This window comes from Siphonobacter curvatus (assembly GCF_002943425.1).
GTDB lineage: Bacteria > Bacteroidota > Bacteroidia > Cytophagales > Spirosomataceae > Siphonobacter > Siphonobacter curvatus.
Window position 1 is genome coordinate 75,662 of record NZ_PTRA01000003.1, and the last position, 23,144, is coordinate 98,805.

General features: G+C 48.5%; 22 protein-coding genes. 8 read left to right on the forward strand and 14 right to left on the reverse strand.

The genetic code is table 11. The features are described from left to right. Nucleotides 1-15: 15 nt before the first annotated feature. Nucleotides 16-1,455, reverse strand: a complete 1,440-nt coding sequence (locus tag C5O19_RS17350) for an MOP flippase family protein (protein WP_104714671.1) — start codon at nucleotides 1,453-1,455, stop codon at nucleotides 16-18. A 324-nt stretch (nucleotides 1,456-1,779) separates the two neighbouring features. Further along, nucleotides 1,780-3,510, reverse strand: a complete 1,731-nt coding sequence (locus C5O19_RS17355; RefSeq protein ID WP_104714672.1) for a hypothetical protein — start codon at nucleotides 3,508-3,510, stop codon at nucleotides 1,780-1,782. Between the two features lie 102 nt (nucleotides 3,511-3,612). On the opposite strand from C5O19_RS17355, the gene upp reads away from it, so the two are divergent. Both upp and C5O19_RS17365 read left to right on the forward strand, forming a co-directional pair. Continuing rightward, a complete protein-coding gene (gene upp, locus C5O19_RS17360; protein WP_104714673.1) occupies nucleotides 3,613-4,257 on the forward strand; it encodes a uracil phosphoribosyltransferase in 645 nt (214 codons plus the stop codon). 6 nt (nucleotides 4,258-4,263) lie between these two features. Next, the gene (locus C5O19_RS17365; protein ID WP_104714674.1) at nucleotides 4,264-4,716 is read left to right on the forward strand and encodes a hypothetical protein; all 453 of its coding nucleotides are present in this window, start codon (nucleotides 4,264-4,266) and stop codon (nucleotides 4,714-4,716) included. A gap of 137 nt (nucleotides 4,717-4,853) precedes the next feature. Here C5O19_RS17365 and C5O19_RS17370 read toward each other — a convergent pair whose 3' ends face one another. Both C5O19_RS17370 and C5O19_RS17375 read right to left on the reverse strand, forming a co-directional pair. After that, on the reverse strand, nucleotides 4,854-5,351 hold the full coding sequence (locus C5O19_RS17370) for a GAF domain-containing protein (protein WP_104714675.1): 498 nt from the start codon (nucleotides 5,349-5,351) through the stop codon (nucleotides 4,854-4,856). A gap of 40 nt (nucleotides 5,352-5,391) precedes the next feature. Continuing rightward, nucleotides 5,392-6,390 carry a LacI family DNA-binding transcriptional regulator gene (locus C5O19_RS17375; protein ID WP_104714676.1) on the reverse strand — a complete coding sequence of 333 codons (999 nt, stop codon included), beginning with the start codon at nucleotides 6,388-6,390 and terminating at the stop codon, nucleotides 5,392-5,394. Nucleotides 6,391-6,563: 173 nt separating this feature from the next. Between C5O19_RS17375 and galK the strand changes: the two genes are divergently transcribed. Together galK and C5O19_RS17385 are read left to right on the forward strand one after the other, a co-directional pair. Beyond that, the gene (gene galK / locus C5O19_RS17380) at nucleotides 6,564-7,742 is read left to right on the forward strand and encodes a galactokinase (RefSeq protein WP_104714910.1); all 1,179 of its coding nucleotides are present in this window, start codon (nucleotides 6,564-6,566) and stop codon (nucleotides 7,740-7,742) included. Between the two features lie 42 nt (nucleotides 7,743-7,784). Beyond that, nucleotides 7,785-8,828: a UDP-glucose--hexose-1-phosphate uridylyltransferase gene (locus C5O19_RS17385; protein ID WP_104714677.1), complete on the forward strand. Its 1,044-nt coding sequence runs from the start codon at nucleotides 7,785-7,787 to the stop codon at nucleotides 8,826-8,828. Between the two features lie 172 nt (nucleotides 8,829-9,000). Here the strand turns inward: C5O19_RS17385 and C5O19_RS17390 are convergent, their stop codons facing one another. The 4 genes from C5O19_RS17390 to C5O19_RS17405 form a co-directional block, all read right to left on the reverse strand. Then, a complete protein-coding gene (locus tag C5O19_RS17390; RefSeq protein ID WP_104714678.1) occupies nucleotides 9,001-9,495 on the reverse strand; it encodes a hypothetical protein in 495 nt (164 codons plus the stop codon). Between the two features lie 77 nt (nucleotides 9,496-9,572). Continuing rightward, entirely contained in the window at nucleotides 9,573-10,145 is a 573-nt protein-coding gene (gene gmk / locus C5O19_RS17395) for a guanylate kinase (RefSeq protein ID WP_104714679.1), read from the reverse strand. A 157-nt stretch (nucleotides 10,146-10,302) separates the two neighbouring features. Then, the gene (locus C5O19_RS17400; protein ID WP_133163384.1) at nucleotides 10,303-10,596 is read right to left on the reverse strand and encodes an anti-sigma factor; all 294 of its coding nucleotides are present in this window, start codon (nucleotides 10,594-10,596) and stop codon (nucleotides 10,303-10,305) included. Between the two features lie 240 nt (nucleotides 10,597-10,836). After that, a complete protein-coding gene (locus tag C5O19_RS17405) occupies nucleotides 10,837-11,460 on the reverse strand; it encodes a sigma-70 family RNA polymerase sigma factor (protein ID WP_104714680.1) in 624 nt (207 codons plus the stop codon). Nucleotides 11,461-11,800: 340 nt separating this feature from the next. Between C5O19_RS17405 and pruA the strand changes: the two genes are divergently transcribed. Both pruA and mazG read left to right on the forward strand, forming a co-directional pair. After that, the gene (pruA, locus tag C5O19_RS17410; protein ID WP_104714681.1) at nucleotides 11,801-13,432 is read left to right on the forward strand and encodes an L-glutamate gamma-semialdehyde dehydrogenase; all 1,632 of its coding nucleotides are present in this window, start codon (nucleotides 11,801-11,803) and stop codon (nucleotides 13,430-13,432) included. Nucleotides 13,433-13,543: 111 nt separating this feature from the next. Beyond that, on the forward strand, nucleotides 13,544-14,383 hold the full coding sequence (gene mazG, locus C5O19_RS17415; protein WP_243406433.1) for a nucleoside triphosphate pyrophosphohydrolase: 840 nt from the start codon (nucleotides 13,544-13,546) through the stop codon (nucleotides 14,381-14,383). Between the two features lie 201 nt (nucleotides 14,384-14,584). Here mazG and C5O19_RS17420 read toward each other — a convergent pair whose 3' ends face one another. Beyond that, nucleotides 14,585-17,149, reverse strand: coding sequence for a family 20 glycosylhydrolase (locus C5O19_RS17420; RefSeq protein ID WP_104714682.1), 2,565 nt, complete (start codon nucleotides 17,147-17,149; stop codon nucleotides 14,585-14,587). Between the two features lie 112 nt (nucleotides 17,150-17,261). Continuing rightward, nucleotides 17,262-18,116, reverse strand: a complete 855-nt coding sequence (gene accD / locus C5O19_RS17425; protein ID WP_104714683.1) for an acetyl-CoA carboxylase, carboxyltransferase subunit beta — start codon at nucleotides 18,114-18,116, stop codon at nucleotides 17,262-17,264. Nucleotides 18,117-18,573: 457 nt separating this feature from the next. On the opposite strand from accD, the gene fbaA reads away from it, so the two are divergent. After that, entirely contained in the window at nucleotides 18,574-19,659 is a 1,086-nt protein-coding gene (gene fbaA, locus C5O19_RS17430) for a class II fructose-bisphosphate aldolase (protein WP_104714684.1), read from the forward strand. A 78-nt stretch (nucleotides 19,660-19,737) separates the two neighbouring features. Here the strand turns inward: fbaA and C5O19_RS17435 are convergent, their stop codons facing one another. The 3 genes from C5O19_RS17435 to C5O19_RS17445 all read right to left on the reverse strand — a co-directional run bounded on the left by C5O19_RS17435 (nucleotide 19,738) and on the right by C5O19_RS17445 (nucleotide 21,488). Further along, on the reverse strand, nucleotides 19,738-20,127 hold the full coding sequence (locus C5O19_RS17435; RefSeq protein WP_104714685.1) for a RidA family protein: 390 nt from the start codon (nucleotides 20,125-20,127) through the stop codon (nucleotides 19,738-19,740). A gap of 90 nt (nucleotides 20,128-20,217) precedes the next feature. Beyond that, nucleotides 20,218-20,787, reverse strand: coding sequence for a Crp/Fnr family transcriptional regulator (locus C5O19_RS17440; RefSeq protein WP_104714686.1), 570 nt, complete (start codon nucleotides 20,785-20,787; stop codon nucleotides 20,218-20,220). Continuing rightward, nucleotides 20,787-21,488 carry a DNA alkylation repair protein gene (locus C5O19_RS17445; RefSeq protein WP_104714912.1) on the reverse strand — a complete coding sequence of 234 codons (702 nt, stop codon included), beginning with the start codon at nucleotides 21,486-21,488 and terminating at the stop codon, nucleotides 20,787-20,789. Before C5O19_RS17445 ends, C5O19_RS17440 begins: the two co-directional genes overlap by 1 nt. Before the next feature lie 107 nt (nucleotides 21,489-21,595). Here C5O19_RS17445 and C5O19_RS17450 point away from each other — a divergent pair, with 107 nt between their 5' ends. Then, on the forward strand, nucleotides 21,596-22,120 hold the full coding sequence (locus C5O19_RS17450) for an NADPH-dependent FMN reductase (RefSeq protein WP_104714687.1): 525 nt from the start codon (nucleotides 21,596-21,598) through the stop codon (nucleotides 22,118-22,120). A 27-nt stretch (nucleotides 22,121-22,147) separates the two neighbouring features. Here C5O19_RS17450 and C5O19_RS17455 read toward each other — a convergent pair whose 3' ends face one another. Next, complete coding sequence (locus tag C5O19_RS17455; protein WP_104714688.1) at nucleotides 22,148-23,140, reverse strand: DUF4097 family beta strand repeat-containing protein; 993 nt, start codon at nucleotides 23,138-23,140, stop codon at nucleotides 22,148-22,150. Nucleotides 23,141-23,144 lie beyond the last annotated feature (4 nt).

Genomic DNA, 23,144 nt, shown 5'->3' on the forward strand with positions numbered 1-23,144 from the left:
AGGATTCGACTTAGGCTAGGAAACGCTTCGTCTAAACGCTACAATTTCTTTCAGCGTAATCTTGTATTTAAAGGTCAGTAGCAAATAAATACTGCCACCGATGAGAATCTGAGCGAGCGTATGGAATAGTCCGTCGCTACCTACGTAGTGTTTATACGCCACAATAAAAAGAATCATCAGGGCACAGAAAAGGACGGGCTTGATGAAGTTGGCGAAGAAATCACGAATAAAATCACCGACTAAATATTGAACGATAAAGAAGTTTAGAATCAGGTTAATAAACGTACTCAGCAGGAAAGCCGTAGCAATACCGTAAACCTGCCAGCGGGTACCCAGCAGATAGAGTAAGGGGACTTTTACCAGCAGGGTAACCAGGTTAAGATAGAAAAGTAAATTGGGCTTCCCTTTGGTAAAGGCCAGCGTAAACAACGGATTGGAAAGGCAATAGAAAATACTGACGAATACGAAAATCTTAATGAGTGGAATCGTTTCTTCCCATCCCGGACCATACATCAGCGGGACTACGCTGTCTGCCGTAATATACAATCCCGCCAGCAAAGGAATATTGAGGTAGCTTACCAGGTCTAAAATGCTCAGATAGGCTTTCTTTAACTCCGAATCACTTTCCTTCATTTTAGCTAGAATCGGGTAGGCGACCTGTAAAATAATGGGACTTAATTTGGTAATGGGGAAGATAGCTAACTGCGAGGCAATGGTATAATAACCCAGGGCTTTAACGCCGAGTAATCCTCCCACAATGATGTTGTCAGAATTGCCCTGAATGAAGCCTAATAAGCCATCCCCTACGTTATATACGCCGAACTTTAAATGCTCTTTAATGGCACCGAAGTTCAGATAAAATCTGGGCGTAAACAGGTGGCGACCTAAAATAACTTGCAAAGAAGTACGGATAACGTGCGTAGCTAGTTGTCCGTAAATCAGTGAGAGTTCTTCGTAATGATTATAGGCTAAGGCAATGGTAATGGCCGTACCCGCAACGGTGGCAATGATTTCCATCAGAGCAATCGTTTTAAACTTCAGCTCTTTTTGCAGTAAAAACAGGTAAATCTGACCAAAATAGATGATGAGAAAGTAAATCGACGCCAGCTTGATTACGTAGTCGAGCTTGGGTTCTTTATAGTACGCTACCACCAGCGGAGCACTCAGATAGGCTATACAAAAGATGGTAAGGCCCAGCAGTAAACTGGTGAAATAAATGCTGGATAAGACGTTACGGTCATTTTCCTGCTTGTAGATGATGGAATTGGAAAAACCGAGATTACTAAAGATGTAAAATAAGTTAATAAGTAATGCACTCACACTCACTACCCCAAATACCGAGGGGTCTAAAATTCTAGCCAGGATGGTAACCTGTAAGAATTGAAAGACCGTGGAGATAACCGTGGATAAGGTTATCCATTTGCCCCCGTCTACTGCACTTTTTTTCGTACTCATGTAGCTGTAATAAATGAATTGGGATGATTCCCAAAAGCTGTTAAGGGTGGACTACGCGATTAGCGTATGAAAGGGCATAGCCGCAAGGCCCGTGGCTTGCTTCCGTTACGCGTTGATATAAAAATTTGGGGTAGAGCAGGAAAAAGAAGCCATCAAGTGTGATGGACGAGGGAAAGGCAGGGGCTGATGCCAACCCAGAGCATACGGGAATGTTCCGAAGCTTACAAAGGCGGGAAAATTCGCTGAACTAGCAATGCACTTCCAAGTCATAATCTTGATGGCGGTCAGATTAATAGGCTTTAAATACAGTAAAAATAACAGAAATTAAAAAGCCAGCAAACGCTGTGGCGAATTAATTCGAATGGAAAGGGATGAAAAAACTGTGCTACGGTCAAATTGGGAAAGAGCAGATTTCTGATCACGGAATACCTGACGAAAGTCGATGAAGACGTTGTGACGGAACTGATACGAGGCTACGAGTTCGCCGTAAAAAAGATTAGTTCCTACGCCCTGACCGATAAAGTTGCCGTATTCGCGTCCAGCGGGGCGGTCGGCTTCGTTGTAGTTAAGCAAGGGATTACTTCCGTAGTTACGACCCGGCAGATCAAGCCCATAGTTGGCACTCAGAATCACGGCCGTTACGTTCAAACGAGGCAGGGGCTGATAGCGAATGGTACCCGCTATTTCCTGAAAGTTAGCTCCCAAGGGATGGGCCATGACCTGATTGTAGTGCACAAAATTGGTTTTGTTGGAAACGTGCTGGAAGGTATACGGGCGGGCTCCGTTCCATTCGAGCTGTAAATCAAGGTTATCGACGCCAAAGGCATTGATGTATTTTCCGCCCAACTGGTAGCCAAATTTATTGCCCCACCAGCCGCGGCCTTTGCGTAATTCCTGAAAGTTGAATTCATCCAGATTAAGCTGTCCGTACGCCTGAAATTTTCGCAGGAAAGTCCAGCGTACGTCCATACCCACCATGGAGTTGTCGGCACTAAATTTCTGAGCTTCAATAGCCCGGTAGAAAATGACGGGGTTCAGGTAGCTCAAATCGAAGTAGCCCTGCGATTTATCCCGGCTGTGAATGATCGTTTCGAAAAGGCCAATGTTTACGTTATCACCAATGTTCAGGCCCAGACGATGATAGGCCATGTATTTTTTGGTAGGCAGAGCACCGTATGCCGGAATGCTATCCTGCTGGTTACTGATTTCACTGAATAAGTTGACGTACTGAAAGGGGCCAATTTTGGTAGTAAGCTTCAAAAAGAGGTAAGGGCCGCTGTTATCCGAGAGAATCATCGAACGAAAGCCATTGCCAATAAAAACCTTATCGTGACCAAACTGAAGATTAATCTGCTTGATAGGATCGAAGGTGATGTAGCCGCGAGCCGTAAAGAAATCAGTAGCCGTTTCCGGCGTAACCGTTACGCCGTCGGAACTGGTCGTACTGCGGAAAATTTTGTAAGCGGCTTCGTTAGGAACGGCTTTAAAAAAGTTGATCCGGTCCTGATAATAGCCCGGCAGACGCATCTGCGTATCGGTCACGTACGTGTAAAAACCCAGCTTCTTGCCAATGGAACCCCGAATCTCAATTCCACGGGTGTTGATGTAAGAGTAAGGCGAGGCATCTTTGCCAACGCCCAGCAAGCCATAAAGAACGGGATTGACATGCAGCTCAACGTCATCGTTGGATACGCTGTACATATCGTTCTTCTTGTGGTAGAAATATTGCCAGAAGGATTCTTTGCTATTGGCTGTTTGCTCGGGCTTCTTACTCCATTCCCAGCTATCTTCCCGGAGATACTTAATGTTAAAGCGGTCTACATCCGATAAATCAGCACATTCATCGCAGGAAAGGCTGTCGATCAATTGCACAATATTTTTACGCAGGTAGGGCTTTACCGTACTTTGATAACCCGGAGCATGTTTTCCGCTTTTGATTTCATATCGATCAATGAGATGATAATAATCCGAATTAAGAGGGGCGTATACGCTTTGACTCCACGCAACCGCAGCCTGTAACCACAAAAGAAAAAAGAATAGGGTAAATCTTGGCATAGGAGAAAGACGCGTACCCTCGGGTTTAACGTTTTATTACTTACTTTGTAAACAGCCAAAAGGCCCTGCAAATTACAAAAGGATTCTGAAATTCATTTTTACATGTTTGTCCTGACCGAGCAATCTTCCATAGCCAACCATTTCATAGCCGAACTTCGAGACGTCCGTATTCAGAAAGATCCCCTGCGATTTCGGCGGAATCTGGAACGGCTCGGGGAGATTCTGGCCTACGAGATTTCCAAAACCCTTACCTACTCCAAAACGGAAGTACAGACCCCGTTAGGAACGAGTAAGACCTTTCTCATGGCTCAGCAGCCCGTACTGGCGGCGGTTTTGCGGGCTAGTCTGCCTTTTCATCAGGGCTTTCTCAATGCTTTCGATGGAGCTCAAAATGCCTTTATTGGGGCGTACCGGGGGCTTCACGCGGAAGGAGAAGAGTTTACCGTCGAGCTGGAATATATTTCCTGCCCTGATTTAACCGGAAAAACGCTCATCATTGTGGACCCCATGCTGGCTACCGGAAAGTCGCTGGAAACTTCCTACCGCTCACTCATCCGTTACGGCATTCCGGCTCGTACGCACATTGCCGCGGCCATTGCGGCTCCCGAAGGTATCAAATATCTGCAGGACCGCATGCCCGAGTGTCGTTTGTGGGTAGGGGACATCGACGAACGATTGAATCATAATTATTATATTATCCCCGGTCTTGGCGATGCCGGTGATTTGGCCTTTGGTGAAAAGCTGTAGTAGGTCATGACACTGATTAGTAAGTACCTTTCCGTTGTACTGGCTTCCATGCTGAAGTTTGTCGGCGGACCACTGGCGGGTTTAGCCCTCCAGTTATCATTGCTGGAAACCATCGTTTGCACCGTCGTTGGAATGATGGTCAGCGTCTTCCTGTTTACCTTTCTGGGCCAGTGGCTTCGGCTGGTTTGGGAAGACTTACGTAAAAGCAAGCGGAAGCGTTTTAGCAAAAGCACGCGGCGGGCCGTTCGTATTTACCGGAAATTCGGTATTGCCGGTATTGCCTGTCTGACACCCTTACTGTTTACGCCCATCGGCGGTACTCTGCTGGCGGTATCCTTTAAAGCATCGCCGCTGCGTATTCTGAGCTGGATGCTGGTATTTGCCGTACTCTGGGCCGTGGTGTTTAGCTGGGCGTTTTACAATCTGTCTGCGGTGCAGGACTGGTTTATTAAAAAGTAAGAGCAATAGAGGGCCGTAGTGCATACGGTAGTAAATACAAAGAAAGCCCTTCAAGTCCGGATCCTCTCAGGCGAAGGGCTTTCCCATTATAAGCATACATACAACGCAGGATTAACTGAAAACCGTCAACGGCAAACTCAGTAATTCGTACGGGCCAGTTTTTCAATGATTCGCATGATTTGCTCAAGTCCCTGGCGGTCTTCTTCGTGGAAATCGTCGAGCTGATCGCTGTCCACGTCCAGTACCAGAAAAACTTCCTGATTGACATCAAAAGCGGGGAGGACAATCTCCGAACGGGAAGCCGACGAACAGGCAATATGTCCCGGAAAGGCGTCCACATCGGGTACTAGAACCGTCTGCTGCGTGGTATAGGCGTGCCCACAAACGCCCTTGTTGAAGTCAATCCGCGTACAGGCGATGGGCCCCTGAAAAGGTCCCAGAACAAGTTGATTATTTTTCCGCAGGTAAAAGCCAACCCAGAAAAAATCAAAGGTTTGTTTCAGGGCAGCCGCAATGTTGGCCAGATTGGCTACAAAGTCGTCTTCACCCTCTACAAGGGCTTCAATCTGGGGTACCAGACTTTCGTAGAGTTCCTGACGGGAAGTGGTTTCGGGAATGAATAAGTTTTCGGCCATACTAACAATACGTGTTTCTTTTGAATCAATGGCTGGCTTGCTAATGAATGACCAGCTGGGTTTCTACCCAAAGTTCCTGATACGGAATTTCCTCCGGACTCTGGATGAGTTGCAGGAGCAGTTCAGCGGCCTTTTCGCCCATGGTATACGCAAACTGATCGACCGATGCCAGAGGCGGGTGAGCAGCGTATTCCATCATGGGCAGGTTCGCAAAACTTACAAAATACACATCCTGATTTGGAATCAGACCCAGAGCCTGGGTCCGCTCCATGGCGTAGAGGGAAATGTAATCATTGAAGGCAACAATGGCCTGTGGTTTTGGTTCACGGCTGAGCAGATAGTCGACTTTCGCCTGCGTATCGGCTTTCGATAAATCCGAAGAACAGACGTACGAAGGATCGATGGGCAGGTGCCGCTCTTTCATCGCTTGTAAATAGCCCTGCTGACGTTCCTCGGAAACTTCCAGCTGAGCCGGACCATTGAGCAGAGCAATGCGTTCGAGGCCACGGTCGGCCAGAAAATCAACCAGCTCGCGGGCGGCGGTACTGATATTACTGCGAACTTTATGCGCAGGCAGTCGCCGGGGGACGCGGTCAAAAAACACGACGGGAATGCCAAAGCTTTCCAGCTCCTTGAAATGCAGATAATGATGCGTTTCCGCCGAAATGGAAGCAATGACGCCATCTACCCGACTGGCTAGAAAGGTAGCCAAAGCTCCTTTTTCGCGTTCCAGTTCATCCCGCGACTGACTAATGACGACGTTGTACCCCGTTAGGACATCTTCAATGGCCGTAATGGCCGTCGAGAAAAATTCTTCTTTCAGAAAGGGCAATACTACGCCAATGGTACGGGTATGTTTTTTCTTGAGTACCAACGCCGCCGGATTGGGCCGGTACTGCAATTGACGGGCCAGTTCCCAGACGCGTTCGCGGGTACGCAGGCCGATGCGTGGGTTGTTCTGCAAGGCCCGCGAAACCGTGGAGATCGAAACGCCTAACTCCTGGGCAATTTGCTTGATGGTGGCTTGGCTTTTTTGCATGATCCCCTGTTAAATCTACTTCATTCGTGTACTTGTGCAATGCTTTGCAATCCCTGATCCATTGGTTTCTACGTCTTGCGGACGAATGTAATACGGACGATCGCCAATGAATCTCACAAAATACGTGTTCTTTTGAATACAAAATCTTAATACGACGCATTACCTCAATGATTATGGATCCTCTCGTTACTGCCATTATAGAAACCTTCCGTGCTTCGTTCGGAACTGAACCGGCCTTGTTGGTTCGTTCTCCGGGACGAATCAACCTCATTGGTGAGCACACGGATTACAATATGGGCTTTGTACTACCTGCGGCGATTGATCGCGAAATGTTTTTCGCCATTAGTCCCCGCACGGATAACGTATGTCGTACGATTGCGTATAACCTAAACCGCCAAGAAACGTTTGCGACGGATCAGCTGGAGAAAACGGAAGAAAAGTGGACGTACTACCTCAAAGGCGTTATCGATCAGATTCAGAAACTGGGTTACGAATTTCATGGCTTTGATCTGGTCTTTGGTGGAAATATTCCGGTAGGAGCGGGCGTCTCTTCTTCAGCGGCTCTGGAAGCGGGGCTGGCCTTTGCCATTAATGAACTGTATCAGCTGGGCATTCCCAAGATGGCCCTGGTGCAACTTTGCCAGCGGGCCGAGAATCAGTTTGTGGGCCTCAACTGCGGGATCATGGATATGTTCGCTTCGCTGATGGGGGATACGGATGCTGTAATCCGTCTGGACTGCCGTTCGCTGGAATACGAATACTTTCCTTTTACGCAGGACCAACACGTACTGGTGTTGTGCGATACGGGCGTAAAACATTCCCTGGGAACCTCTGAATACAACACCCGGCGAGCCGAATGCGAACGAGGTGTGGCTATTCTACAGGCTCATAAACCCAGTATACAGAGCCTGCGGGATGTGAGTATCGAGTTCTTGCAGGAACACCAGGCTGAGTTTGATCCAGTAACGTATAAACGTTGTAAATACATTGTTGAGGAAATCAACCGCGTTGTGGAAGCCTGTAAGGATTTGCAGAAAGACGATCTGGAAGCGTTCGGAACGAAAATGTATCAGACCCACGAAGGCCTGCAACATGAGTATGAAGTAAGCTGTGAAGAACTCGACTTTCTGGTGGATCAGGCTCGCCTGAATCCGGCGGTACTGGGAGCCCGCATGATGGGGGGGGGCTTCGGCGGATGTACCATCAATCTGATTGAAAAAGGAGCGGCGGATGCTTTCATCGAAACCATGACGAAAGCGTACAAGGAATCGCTGAATCTGGATTTAGTAACGCATAAAGTCGTTATCAAAAAAGGCACTTCTCGTCTGGAATCATCGAACGAACGGGTTTAAACAAGCAACGCCAAACCGAACATCTGAAACGCAACACGCCTCATGAGTGAATTTCAATTTGACGAACATCCGCACCGCCGCTACAATCCGCTGACGGAAAGCTGGGTGCTGGTGTCGCCCCACCGGACCAAACGTCCCTGGCAGGGACAGGTGGAAAAGTCGGCGGAAGACAAACGACCCTCGTACGATCCAACCTGCTATTTGTGTCCAACCAATACGCGTTCCAACGGAGAAAAGAATCCGGATTACGAAAACGTATATGTCTTTACGAACGACTTTTCCGCGTTGATTCACGATACGCCCGCCGGACAGGTTTCCGATGGCGAACTGTTTCAGGCAGAAAGCGAATCAGGCATCTGCAAAGTAATTTGTTTCTCGCCCCGGCACGATCTGACCATTCCCGAAATGGAAGCCAAAGACATTCGCCGCGTGGTGGATGCCTGGTGTCAGGAGTACGAAGGACTGGGTACGGACCCGAAAATCAATCACGTACAGATTTTTGAAAACAAGGGCTTCGTCATGGGTTGCTCCAATCCGCACCCGCACGGTCAGATCTGGGCTCAGTACAGCATTCCCGATGAGCCGTATAAAAAACAGATCGCCCAGAAAAAGTACTACGATCGCCACGGGCGAACGCTGTTGAGCGATTACCTGACGAAAGAACTGGAAAAGAAAGAACGAATTCTGTTCGAACACGAGCATTTCGTAGCTCTGATCCCGTTTTGGGCCGTATGGCCGTACGAGGCGATGATCATTCCAAAACGACCCATGGCATCTATTCTGGAAATGACCAGTGCCGAACGCGATGGGCTGGCGGAAGCCTACCGCCAGCTGACGATCATCTACGATAATCTTTTTGAAGTATCATTTCCGTACTCGGCGGGTATTCACCAAGCCCCAACCGACGGCGACGTACACGAAGAATGGCACTGGCACTTTGTGTTTCTGCCGCCGCTGCTGCGTTCCGCAACGGTGAAGAAATTCATGGTAGGCTACGAAATGCTGGCCAATCCCCAACGCGACATCACACCTGAGCAAAGTGCTCAGCGGCTGCGGGAGTTGCCTCGGGAGCATTATAAGAAGTAGTTGTTAGGGGATGATTGTTTTATGCTATAGTAGATCCGTTTTCGTCCCGCTGAGACGGCTGATCTTTTAATCCATTATACAATCTGGTCAATCAACTCGGTTTCTACCCATCGAAAAAGGCCCGAACGTTACAGAACGTTCGGGCCTTTTTTATACGGTCTACAAAAAACGATTAACTCACAACCAAATTAAAAAACCGTTTCATCCAGCTTTCTGCCGCGGGTACTTCCCATTGGGTACGGAACTCGCCGACCGTTTTGACCTGATTGTTAAACAGGATTGTATGGGGTTGAATGGTACCCGCTTTCACGGCTGATTTACCCTTGAGGCCGTCTACAGAGTCAATCCCCTGCGGGGTACGGAATACAATCGAGCGATCAAAGAAGTTGATACCCGCCTGTTGACCGATCTGGCTAATAATTCGGGTAGAGGCGTCGATGGAACAGCCGCTCGCCGCGTAGGCTTTTTCGTCAACGGCCAGCAACACAAAGCGTCCTTCCACGATTTGTACCGCATTCGTCAGCGGTTGGCCGTGGGCGGCCCATTCTTCAAACGAGGCCTCCAGCTGCTGCTGAATGGCTTTTTGCTCAGCCGTCGAAAGGCTGCGATCGGCCTGATATACCCAAAGGCGGGCATGATCCGGCATATGTTCCAACGCAATTCGCATGATCTTAGTGGTTGGTTGTTGGTAGATAGTTAGTTGTTTCGAGCTCCGTCAAACCACGAATAACCATCAACGAATAATTATCTTCCAATAAACTCCGAAACGAGTCGTTCCGTTTCCTGGGTTGACGTTTCCAGATCATCATTAACCAGAATGACGTCAAACTGATCCTGGAAGGACATTTCGAAGCGTACTTTATAAAGACGTTTGGAGATGCTGTCTTCGGTTTCGGTACCCCGTGAACGTAAGCGTTGTTCGAGTACTTCCATGGAAGGCACTTTCACAAAAATAGCCAGCGCCCGGTCGCCAAAATATTGCTTCAACTTCAGTCCCCCGCGTACGTCCACGTCAAATAAAATGTGTTTGCCCGAAGCCCAAACCCGCTCTACTTCGGACTTAAGTGTGCCGTAGTAGCCACCGGGATACACTTCTTCCCATTCAGCAAAGGCGTCTTCGTCAATTTTTTGTTTAAACTCGTCGATGCTCAGGAAGTAGTAGTCTTTCCCGTGTTCTTCGGCCCGGCCGCGTTTGTCCCGCGTGCAGGCAGAGATAGAGAAACCGAACTGATCGGGCTGTGAGGCCAGCAAATGTTTAACGAGTGTTGTTTTTCCGGAACCGGAAGGTGCACAGAAAATAATGGCTTTACCGTTCAAACCAATGAAATAGTTAAGGTCTGTTAATGAATAACCCCGGAGCGTACCCCGAGGTCATGATATAGCCTCAAAAATAAATCAGACGGATCAATATTGGATATAAAAAACGTAACTTCTTAGCAATGAGAAGGATAGTCTTAAGGCTATATGTGTCGTTTTAAAGTTCGTGGATCTTACTTTTGATGCAATCAACCAGACTTTGCGGTACTGCTTTTTGCTCAACGCGTAATTGTAAGGCTTGCTTAATTGCTTTTTCTAAGTTGTAACCGCGGTTACAGGGTAGACAATTGCCCAAATTCTGGCGAACGTGTTCGAGTTCCTCGGGACTGGCTTCGCCGTCCAAAGCCATCTGAATGAGTTTCATGCAATTGGCATGGTTCTCACAGTGCTCTTTCTTAACCACCTTCTCTGCTTCGGCAGATGAACTGGATTCGGGTGTCATGGGAGTCATGATAAAATAAGATAATTAGCGGGGCTCAATGCACCTCTCTAAACGTGGAAAACTGAGGCCAAAATCAATACCTGGTTCTTTTGGTTCCTGAGTTACAGATAATTCTTTCGAAAATAAATTTTAAGGTACGTTACGCTGGAAGAAAGTAAGACGAACGATTAATCTTTTGGCAGACAGAAAAATAGGACTGCTAGAGGCAGTCCATGCTATAGCAGATTTCTCCGCCAAAAAGTTTCCGTCTTACAAGGATTCTTCGTCTTCCGAACGCTCACTCGTATCATAACCCATGTAGGTCGCATATGTTTTGAGCTTTTCCTTCAACAACATACGGGCCCGGTGCAGCCGTGAACGGACCGTACCAATGGGGATATCGAGAATTTTGGCCATTTCTTCGTACGTAAATCCTTCCACGTCACAGAGGATCAGTACCGTACGAAAATCGATGGGCAAGGCATTCAGGGCATTCGTAACTTCATCACCCAGCAATTCCTGAACCGTTTCGGCCCGCAAATCGGTGGTCTGACTAGTACCCGCCATTTCTTCCGAATCGTAGTAGGTTTCTACCTCCTGGTAGTCTACTTTGTTCGGCTCCTTCGACTTACGGCGGTAGTCGTTGATGAAACTATTCTTTAAGATCCGAAACAGCCAGGCTTTAGCGTTGGTCCCCTTCTCGAAAGAATTGATGAACCGGAACGCCTTCAGATAGGTGTCCTGAACCAGATCGTTGGCATCGTCCTCGTCTTGAGTCAGGCGAAAAGCAAAGTTATACATCGACTGGATATGCGGCATGAGCTCCCGGTCGAAGATGGCGTACTTTTCGGACTCTGTATATTGCCGGACGGCGATAAATTCGTCGGCTGTCATGGCTGTGATAAGTTTTTCGGGCTAAAGCTAAAATATTATTATGAATACAAAAGCCTGCCACTTCAATACTGCTGACAAAATGGCTGAACCATAGGGTGTAAGTCTATAGAAAACTGTGCCTGCATACCTAAAGACTATTTCCTAGCGGCTTAGTACCCTGACTATCAAGCGTGAAATTTTACGATTTCATAAAAATTCTTCTGAAAGGGATTTCTTGAAAAGCCGTACCTTCGCAAATCTATTTGAATTATTTGAATGGCCTTCGTGTTGCATACAACAGATGTAAAGTTCATTCATTGCTATTCCTAAGCTTGCTAAAATCAAACTTCATCATAGTAGTATGTCCAACGGAATTTATAACGTCCCAATCCCGAAGAACGAACCCGTATACGGATACGCCCCCGGTTCACCCGAACGTGAAAAACTGAAAGCTACCCTGGCTGAGTTACGTTCCAAAGAGATTGAGGTCCCTTTATACATTGGAAATCAGCAAATTCGTACGAATAAAAAAGTAGCCATTACGCCGCCGCACGATCACCAGCACGTACTGGGCTATTTCTACGAAGGTGGTCCGGAACACGTGACCGAGGCCATTGAAGTAGCTTTGCAGGCCCGTCATGCCTGGGCTGTATTACCTTGGCAACAACGTCTGGCGATTTTCCTCAAAGCTGCTGAATTGTCTGCGACCAAGTACCGGTATCTGTTGAATGCCTCTACCATGCTGGGGCAGTCGAAGAACGCCTTCCAGGCCGAAATCGACGCCGCGTGTGAGTGGGTGGATTTTCTACGCTTCAATGTGGCTTTTGCGACAGAAATTTACCGAAATCAACCCATTTCTCCGGATCCTACGATCTGGAATCAGGTAGAGTACCGTCCCTTAGAAGGGTTCGTGTTTGCGTTAACGCCTTTCAATTTTACGGCTATTTCCGGAAATTTACCGGCTTCGGCGGCCATGATGGGTAACGTGGTCGTCTGGAAACCAGCCCCTACGCAGATGTATTCGGCCTATGTGTTGATGCAAATTCTTAAAGAAGCAGGTTTGCCCGACGGCGTGATTAACCTCATTCAGGGCGATGGTCCGATGATTGGTGATCTGGTCTTCAGTCATTCTGAGTTTGCGGGTATTCACTTCACGGGTAGTACCGCCGTGTTCAAAACGATCTGGAAAAATATTGGTAGCCACATGGATAGCTACCGGTACTATCCGCGTATTGTGGGCGAAACGGGTGGGAAGGACTTTATGCTTGCCCACGAATCCGCCGATGTAAAAGCCTACGCAGCGAACCTGTTGCGGGCCGCTTTCGAATTCCAGGGCCAGAAATGTTCCGCCGCTTCCCGGGCCTATATTCCGACCACGCTGTGGGAATCCGTATGGTCAGAAATGAAAGCCATGCTGGAAACGATGAAAGTAGGGCCGACGGAAGATTTCTCCAATTTCGTGAATGCCGTCATCGATGAGCGGGCTTTCCAGAAAATTACGGGCTTCATTGAGCGGGCCCGCCAAAACTCGGCCAACGAGATTATCTGGGGTGGTACGTACGATTCATCCAAAGGCTGGTTTATCGATCCGACGTTGATCTTGACGACGGATCCGCATTCGGAAACGATGGAACAGGAAATCTTCGGTCCCGTATTGACGATCTATCTGTACGAACCTACGCAGTTTGAAGAAACGCTGAGCCTGATTGACCGTACGTCGCCGTACGCTCTGACGGGTGCCATCTTCTCGCAGGATCGCTACGCCATTGACTTGGCAAGCCGTAAGTTGGTGAACTCCGCTGGAAACTTCTACGTAAACGATAAGTGTACGGGAGCCGTGGTGGGTCAGCAGCCCTTCGGCGGTGCCCGGGGCTCCGGAACCAATGACAAGGCAGGTTCGATGCAAAACCTGTTGCGTTGGGTATCGGCTCGTACGATTAAAGAAGGATTTGTACCCGCAACGGATTATCGCTATCCGTTTTTAGCGGAATAAATGAATAAATGCGTAGTAGGTTTAGGGTTTTGAGTTTGGCGTTTTGACTGGGGTTCCTTCCAAAACACTACACTCAAAACCCTAACTGCTTTTAGATTTAACGGTATTCTTATGCAAAAAGAACTTCACCCTTCCCAGCAGCCCCGGGTATTTGAGGAGTTGCCCAGTCGGCGAAAACAACAATTGATGGCCTTTGATCGGGTGTTGACGATCATGGATGAGCTTCGCGAAAATTGCCCCTGGGATCGTAAGCAGACCATGGACTCGCTACGGCATTTGACGATTGAAGAGACCTATGAGCTGTCGGATGCGATTCTGGAGAAGGATCTCAATGAAATCAAAAAAGAGCTGGGAGATGTACTCTTGCATCTGGTTTTTTACGCTCGCATTGCTTCCGAAACGGGCGATTTTGATATTACGGATGTGATGGACAGCCTGTGTAAGAAACTGGTGGATCGGCATCCCCATATCTACGGCGAAGCCCAGGCCGATACCGAAGAACAGGTCAAACAGAATTGGGAACAGCTAAAAATTAAAGAAGGGAATAAGTCGGTACTAGGTGGCGTACCTGGTTCGCTACCAGCTCTGGTGAAATCCATGCGGATTCAGGAAAAAGCCCGTGGAGCGGGTTTTGACTGGGAAGATCGGGAACAGGTTTGGGATAAAGTACGCGAAGAAATTGACGAATTCCGGGCGGAGTTCAAAGCCGGAGCCGTGCATGATACGGAACGAGCCGAGAGTGAGTTTGGTGACGTATTATTCTCGCTGGTTAATTACGCTCGCTTTGTGGACATCAATCCCGAAACGGCTCTGGAGCGTACCAATAAGAAGTTCATTACCCGCTTTCAGTATATCGAAACGAAAGCCAAAGAGTTAGGAAAAAGCCTGAAAGACATGACCTTGGCTGAAATGGACGTCTTTTGGAACGAAGCTAAAACATTGAAAAAGTAGGGATTTATGACTTTTGATAAGTAACTAAATGCGTACGGTTAAGTTCGGTGATCGGGTCTGCCGTTTAGGGTAACCAACACCCCTTAGGGCTGCTACGAGCCACGCAGGCAACTGCGGTAGTGACCAGACGAATCGTGGTCGAATCAATGAAAAGGCAGTCAGAGCCTAGACCCTGACTGCCTTTTTTGTTTACAGCTAGGCTTACTTACCCACGGTGACCATACGGCTTGATTTACCCGCCGAATCGAAGCATTTCAGTTTCACCGTTCCCTGTACCGGCACGGGCGATTGGTACAGCGTAGACTGTGGTCCAGGTTCGGAGCCGTCTGTTGTATACCGAATCTGCAGGCCGGGATACTCGGCATTGGCTTGGAGGGTACCATTTTCCAGAACCGCTCCCGGCGTTGGGATGCGATAGTTATAGCCATTGTTCCAGTAACTCAGGCGGGGAAGTTCGCGTTGAGCCAGCGTATTGGCAAACACATTCCAGCCCGTTTGCATGGACTTCTCGCGTTGGTCACGGTTTTCGATCGTCTCCCAGGGCCGCTCAGCCGCCCAGGCACTTTCCGCAAACCCGATGAGTTTCGGTAACACGTAATACTCCATCATGTCGCGGCCTTTGACGGTTTCACTCCACAATTGAGCTTCCAGACCCAGAATGTTCTGACGATTTTTGAGCTTCTGCTTGCCCGTAAAATCCAGTGGTTTCCCCAGCGAATTGGTATAGGTAGTCTTGGCAAAATCGTAGGGAGCAAAGGTCCAGGCGTTTTTCGGTCCGACAAAGCCACCCCAGTACAAACCGGGTTCTTTCGGATCATTGTTGTAAGCCAGATCCATGTACAGATTCGTCACATTACACAGCACCACCGGATAACCTGCATTGGCCATGCGATACCCCAGATCCACATCGAATACGTTATTCCAGATGTAGGGAACGACGCCTTTGCCCACAAAATCCGGATTGGCTACGTACTGACCCGAGGCGTCTACGTTCAGGGCTACTTCCTCCCAGCCGTGGATTTCCAGCTTATATTTTTTCAATCGGCTGAGCATTTGTCCGAAGAAGTAACTCTGCAGGTAGCGAGGACCTTTGATTTCGGGATGTTTCTTCAGCAATTCGTCCACCATCGGCGATTTCGTCCAGACGCCCTGCGGTACTTCATCGCCACCCACGTGGAGTACGGTCAGTTTCAATCCCGCTTCGTCGTACATCTTCGCTACGTCAGCAATTACCGTTTCAAAGAAATGATACGCTGACTCGCGAGCCACGCAGATCACGTTGTCCTTAAAAGCTTGAGCCGAGCTATAAACCGATGTATCCTCGGGATCGATCAGTCGGAATTCTTCGGCTTCTTTCGTTTTGCCTTCTTTCATGAAGCGCTCGTACCGAGCTTCCATGGATTTGATAGCCGCCCGCGAGTGACCGGGAAATCCGATTTCCGGGATAATCTGAATGTGTCGTTGCTGAGCGTATTTTAGGATGTCAATAAAGTCCTGACGGGTGTAGTATCCACTGCCGTATTTGCCCTTGGCATCGGCGTGGGGACCGGAGCCGTAAGCGGGGTGTAGGGCCGCCGTTTGCATACCCGCCGTATGTTGGCGATGCGAACCTACTTCGGTCAATTCGGGCAGACTCTTAATTTCCAGCCGCCAGGCTTCATCTTCCGTCAGGTAAAACAGCAGGTGATTGATTTTATAGAAAGCCAGTAAATCCAACATGCGTTTGACCGTTTCCTTGGTTTGAAAATTTCGGCAAACGTCGAAGTGCATACTCCGGAATTTGAAGCGGGGAGCGTCTTCTACCTGTACCTGCGGTAGGGCCAGGGGAGCGGTCGCTTTCTGGTAGGCAGCAACCGGAGCCAAAGCCAGTAAACTTTCTACGCCGTAGAAAACCCCGGCCGCATCACTTCCCACGATCTGGATACCGTTGGCAGCTATGTTCAGTTGATAGGCTTCGCTCGTAACACCGTTGACAGCCACGGAACCCGTACTGAGCTGAATCCGTTGCTCCGTACTCGTTCCTTCTTTGGTCACAAACGAGGTGCCCGTCAGTACCTGGAGGCGTTGAGCCAGAAACGCAGCTTCATTGGCCAGCCCTTTCGCGTAATAAATGGGCCATTCCTTCGTCAGACTAATGGAGCCCGCCGTTTTAGTCACCTTCACCGGAGACGGAATCAAGACCGGCAGTTGTTCCGGCGAAACCAGACTCAGGGCCGCATTTTGCTGATACTGATAGGCCGCCGTGGGCAGAGGAATCTGATCGTTGGGGCCGCGTAGGATTTGTTCTTTTTCTGTGAACGGTTCGACTGTATAGTCGGCTACTTCTTCGATTTTCTCTTCTTTTCCGTCCGTATGCACAAAATACAGACCCATCGGGGCATCTGTTTCCTTGATGATAGCGACCGAAGCTTCGTAGGGAATTTCCAGACTGGCACCGGGTTTCAGCTCAAAACTTTCGTTGGGCGTGAGCTTGTACCAGTCGCCGTTGATGTGTTCGACGGTAGCCGGAGACGGTGTTTTGGAAGCCAGAATCGGGCGGGGAGACATGTTGAAGTACAGCGTCCAGCCCTTGTTACCCAACGTTTCACTACCATTATTTTTGAAGATAAAACGGGCTTTAAAACCAGAGGGAGTATCGGTGAAGTTGGAAATTAATTTCCAGGAGATCGCTACCGAAGAGCCCTCCGATGCTTGTTCCGAAGATTTACAACCGATAAAAAATAAGGTACAGAGCCAGAGAAAAGCCAGCGACAAGCGACCACGCATACAGTGAAGAAGTTAAAATGGTTGCGATAAAGATACTAAGAACAAACGATCTGTAGGGATACGAAAAAAGCCTGAGTCGTGGGACCCAGGCTTTTTATACTGAAATAGGGTTTTACGCAGGCTTGACCCAGATGATTTCCAGCAATTTCGCCAGACGATCTTTCAAATCCTTGCGATCCACGATGAAGTCGAGGAAGCCGTGTTCCTGCACAAATTCGGCACTCTGGAAGCCTTTAGGCAGATCTTTACCGATGGTTTCGCGAATGACGCGGGGACCCGCAAAGCCGATGAGGGCTCCGGGTTCGGAGATGTTGAAATCACCCAGCATGGCAAACGAAGCCGTTACGCCGCCCGTGGTAGGATCGGTCAGAAGCGAGATGTAGGGAATTTTGGCCTGATCGAGCAGAGCAATTTTCGCCGACGTTTTCGCCATTTGCATGAGCGAGAATCCTGCTTCCATCATCCGGGCACCCCCTGATTTGGAGATCATCAGGAGGGGAATCCGGTTTTTCAGGGAGTAATCCATCGCCCGGGCGATTTTTTCACCCACCACCGAGCCCATCGAACCGCCGATGAAGTTAAAGTCCATACACGCCACCACCATATCGATGCCCTGTACTTTGCCATAACCCGTACGAACCGCATCTTTCAGGCCCGTTTTACGTTCGGTAGCCTTGATCCGGTCGGGATAAGCTTTGGTATCTTTGAAGTGGAGCGGATCATCCGACGTCATCGTCGGATCGAGTTCAGTATAAAGGGTATCGTCGAAGAGCAGTTCAAAATACTCCTGCGAACCGACTTTTTCGTGGTAATTGCATTTCGAGCAGGTATAAGCCTGCAGCTTGTGCTCGCGGGTATGCATGATGTTCCCGCACTGAGGGCACTTGTACCAAAGCCCGTCGGGAGCTTCCCGCTTGGCTTCAGTGGGGGTTTGAATACCCTTGTCTTTCCGGGTGAACCAAGACATGTGTTAGAGTTTTTGAAGTTTAGTGCTTAGGCAGCCCTAACAGACGGGCACTAAACCTAAAGCTTGATTTGGGACATCAAAGATAGGCCATTCCTAGGTTTGCAAACTAGCTATTGGTTAGTTTTTGTACTTTTCGAGGCGGCTTTAATGCGTTTTTTATGATTTTTTGGATTTTTCAGGCCCCGATTGGAAACGAAAAAGTGATTCTGTACCTTATTTAAATGGAAGTACGACGGATGAAGGAAAAATGCCTAAGTTTGTAGCCGCTGATGGCCAGCCGCCTTCCGGTCAGGCCGGAAGATTCTGGTAAGATGCTTCTTCTTCATCAACTTGAAGTTCTCGTACAACGAACCTCGTATGGTTGGTTTCAACGGGATACACAGTTTCAGAAACGACGAACTTCTTTCGATACGAGTAAAAAAATTTAGTTCATAATCATCACATTTCAACGCTTAGTATGGCCAATGCAACTCAAATTGCTCCGGGCGTTCTTTCAGGAGATGCCGTTCAGGAGTTATTCGAACTCGCTAAGAAACACCAATTTGCTCTTCCGGCTGTCAACGTTATTTCCAGCAGTACGGTAAACGCAGTACTGGAAACAGCACGCGACCTGAATTCTCCCGTCATCATTCAATTTTCCCACGGCGGATCTCAGTTTTACGCAGGAAAAGGCCTGAAAAACGATAACGAACAAGCCGCTATCGCCGGAGCTATTTCAGGAGCTCAACATATTCACTTACTGGCCGAACGCTATGGTGTGCCCGTTGTACTGCACACGGACCACTGTGCCAAGAAAATCCTTCCTTGGATTGACGGCGTACTGGAAGCCGGAGAGAAATTCTTCGCTCAGACGGGCAAGCCCCTGTACTCTTCGCACATGCTTGATTTGTCAGAAGAATCGCTGGAAGAAAACATCGAAATTTCTTCGAAATACCTCGAGCGGATGGCCAAAATGGGCATGACGCTGGAAATTGAATTAGGCGTAACGGGTGGTGAAGAAGACGGTGTGGATAACTCCGATGTAGATTCTTCACGTCTGTATACCCAGCCCGAAGAAGTAGCGTATTCGTACGAAAAACTCAACGCCATCTCCAGCCGCTTTACGGTAGCTGCGGCGTTCGGTAACGTGCACGGCGTATACAAACCCGGTAACGTAAAACTGCAACCCATCATCCTGAACAACTCACAGAAATACATCCGTGAGAAATTCAGTCTGGAAGCAGAGAAACCCGTAAACTTCGTATTCCACGGTGGTTCAGGTTCTTCACGCGAAGAAATCCGCGAAGCCATCAGCTACGGTGCGATCAAAATGAACATCGATACGGATATGCAGTGGGCGTATTGGGATGGTGTTCTGGGCTTCTACAAATCCAAAGAAGGCTACCTGCAATCACAAATCGGTAACCCTACGGGCGAAGATTCTCCCAACAAGAAATACTACGATCCCCGCGTATGGTTGCGTGAAGGTGAAAAGGCTTTCGTTACGCGTCTGAAAGCCGCGTTCGAAGATCTGAACGCCGTAAACGTAAATCAGTACTTATAGTAGTTGGGGTCACTCCACGAGAGCGCTTCATTACAAACGCTGGCAGAATTCGTTCTGCCAGCGTTTTTGCATTTTAGCTTACTTCACCGCCGTCGCTTCCAGCTCCACCGATAACGTTTCAAAAAGCGTTTTTACTTCAAAAAACGTACTGGCCTGTTGAATCCCGTGTTTGGTGATCCAGTCCTGAAAAATATCAAAATGAGCGAACAGCTCTTTTGAAGAAGTGGTGTAGACGTTTAACCGAACGATGTCCTGGCACGCATAGCCCGCCTGACTGATCACCCGTTCCAGATTTTCGATGGCCTGTAGCAATTGGGTTTTCATGTCCGCATTACTCGACGTACCATCGGCTAAAACGGATGCCTGCCCGGCACAATAGAGGGTGGAGGTTACATTTTTTACTTCTACGGCCTGTACGTAATTCCGTGCGTCCTGCCATTGCCAGGGGTTAATGATTCGCTTTTCCATTTGATTTGCTGCTTTACATGAACGCAACAAAGGTCCGGCGAATCGAACGGCCCAACGGTGAGCTACCGCACAGTTTTCGAGTGACGTAGATCACACTCCGAAAGAAAGTCGACTCAGCGTTTCGCGGGAAACGCCCAGATAAGAAGCCAGCAAGGTTTTAGGAACCCGCTGAACCAGCGTAGGGTATTGGTGGATAAGCTGTTGGTACCGCTCTTTGGCCTGGCTAGTCATCAGTGATAACAAACGCCGCTGCAAAGCCATATACCCCCGGTTCGCTTTCTGAAGGAAAAAATGCTCCATTTTGGGTAGATGCTCGCAAAGCGTCTGATAGCTTTCCAGCGAAAGACCAAGCACGACGCTATCTTCAATACAGTCCAGTGAAAAGGTAGCTTCGGTTTGCGTATAAAAAGCTTGATAATCGCTTTCCCACCAGTCTTCCATAGCAAAGGAAATAATCTGCTGCTTGCCCGTATCGTCGGTGTGTATTAGTTTCAAAAGTCCGGAGACGACAAAATAGACGTACTTGACGGGCATGCCTTCCTGAATGAGAAACTGATGCTTTTTATACTTTTTGAGAATAAAGTGCGATTCGATGAAGGTGAATTCTTCGTCCGTCAACGGTATGATTTGCTCCAAATGGGCTCTTAATACTTCCTGCATTACTTCAACTTTAAATAATACTGTCGCTCGGATTCCGGTAGTTTTTCGATGGCGTAGCGAAGCATCGTACGGGGCATCTGTAGGGTGTGTTCGTCGAGAAATTCTTTTAAAACTTCCCGATCCTGTTGGCCTACTTCCCGGAGCATCCAGCCGCAAGCTTTGTGAATCAGGTCGTGCGGATGGGAAAGGAGTAAGGCACACAGCGCCAGCGTATCGGTATATTCTTTCCTTTTAATGAAATACAGTGTGGCAATCACGGCAATACGAACGCTCCAGAGGTGATTGGATTGAGCATAGTCGTACAAAAGACTTCGATCTTGATCATATAGAAAAGCCCCAACAATGTCACGGGCGGAAACGTCTACCAGATCCCAGTTATTCACGTACGGCCGATAGGCTAGATAGCTTTCAAAAATTTCCATCCTTTGGAGCGGATCACCCTTCTTAAACTGATCAACCCAAATAAACAGAGCCGCCGCCCGATGTTCGTGATAGGGACTCTGTAATAAACCCAAAACGTCTTTCTGGGGTAGGGTACGAAACTGTTTGGCGATGGCCCGGGTTTGTCCCACAGAAAGGCCAAGGAACAGATCGTTTTCACCGTATTGCCCCGGACCCGTTTTGAAGTAACGGGCGACAAAGGCCGCTCGCTGAGGATTGGCCTGCGATTCAAACAGGTTGAGGATGGAAGGATGGTCCATACGGGCAATGGAAATAAACGACAATCACTTCAAAAGTGGAGAAACCTTTTACCTTGCAGCAATCTAGCTAGCTGGCAAAAGGGTACCTAAGAAAAGACAAATTATTCATGATCACCATCGTTTCTTCAACGAATCAGAAAAATTCCCGTAGTCGCCAGATTGCGGAGTATTATCGGCAACAGATTCAGCAGGCGGGAGCCGAATCCCGTATTGTGGATCTGGCGGATTTGCCCATTGACTTTATCTACTCGGCTCTGTACGCCAACTTTGGCAAGCACGATGCCTTCAATGCCATTCGGGATTCGGTCGAAAACGCGAGTAAGCTGATTTTCATCGTTCCCGAATACAACGGGTCTTTTCCGGGCGTACTGAAAGCGTTTCTGGATGGATTCCATTATCCCAGTAAATTGAGCGGTAAGATGGTGGCTCTGGTGGGAATTTCGGATGGAGGAAGTGGAAATCCGCTGGGGATGAGTCACCTGACGGATATTATGAGCTTTATGAACGCGACGGTATTGGGGCTGCGGGTGAAGATTCCCTTCCTGAAAAAGAATTGGGTCGAAGGCGAAATTCAGGACGAGTTTATCAAAACCCTGATTCGTCAGCAGATAGAAACATTAGTGAGCTTCTGAGTGATACACTCAGAAGCTCGGTATCGATTACTTGCGTTTGCGCAAATAGATATTGCCCATGGAAGAATGAACCCTAATGGAAACACCGGGCGCGTTAATGATGCCCCGAGTACCCGACGTTCCTTCCGAAGGAAAAAATACAGAAGCGTTTCCAGGCTCAGTAGCGTAGTTGATGGAGATCGCTTCAGAAGAAATCGGATCTTCAACAATCGTTACCTGTTTAGCCGCCAGTTCTCTGACCTTATCGGCAGCCGCGAGTTGTTGGTTAATGCTGATGGCCGATCCCTTAACCCCGACGCCAGCAACGGCTCGGGCTCGGGCGGCCGCTTTGGGACGTATTACCAACGAGTCAGGTAAAGGCTTAATGTCAAAATCGGTAAACGCATTACCCATGGAGGTTACTAAGGCTACCTGAGCTTTCGTATCCGCGGGAAGACTAATGTCGATAGACTCGTGGCCCGAGGATAAGGAAATGGGTTTGCTCTGATTCACCTTACTGAACTGAGCGTTGATTTTTCCCATAGAAGAATAGGCAATGACCGGTCCTGAAATGTCTTTCAGATTAATCGCGGTGGAAGCCGTACGAACCTCAATTTCGCCCTGTATTCCGTTGATGGATAGTTCAGAATCATCGAAGCCATACCGGTTATTCGATTGCCAGTTTATATTCAAACGGCGTGGCAACCGAATGACATAACTGATGCCATCCTGCCGGATACTGGTGGTGAGATTGAGTACATCGCCTTCCGTACGAGCCGAAAGGTTTACGCCCGTATTATCCGTACCGCCGCCCCCAACGGGTCGCAGGCCTTCAGCCTCTTTAGGTGGGGGCGTAATACCCTGCGCTTCAACTAGGATTTCGTTACCATCCGTTCCCTGAATGGTTACGTTGGCATGTTCAATGCGGAGTACGACTTTCTTCCCCGCGAATGTGGTACGATAGGTTTGGGTGCTCGGTTTTTCCTGAGCGAAAAGGCTACTACTTAGCAGGATCAACCCCGCGATAAATCCTTTCTTCATGACA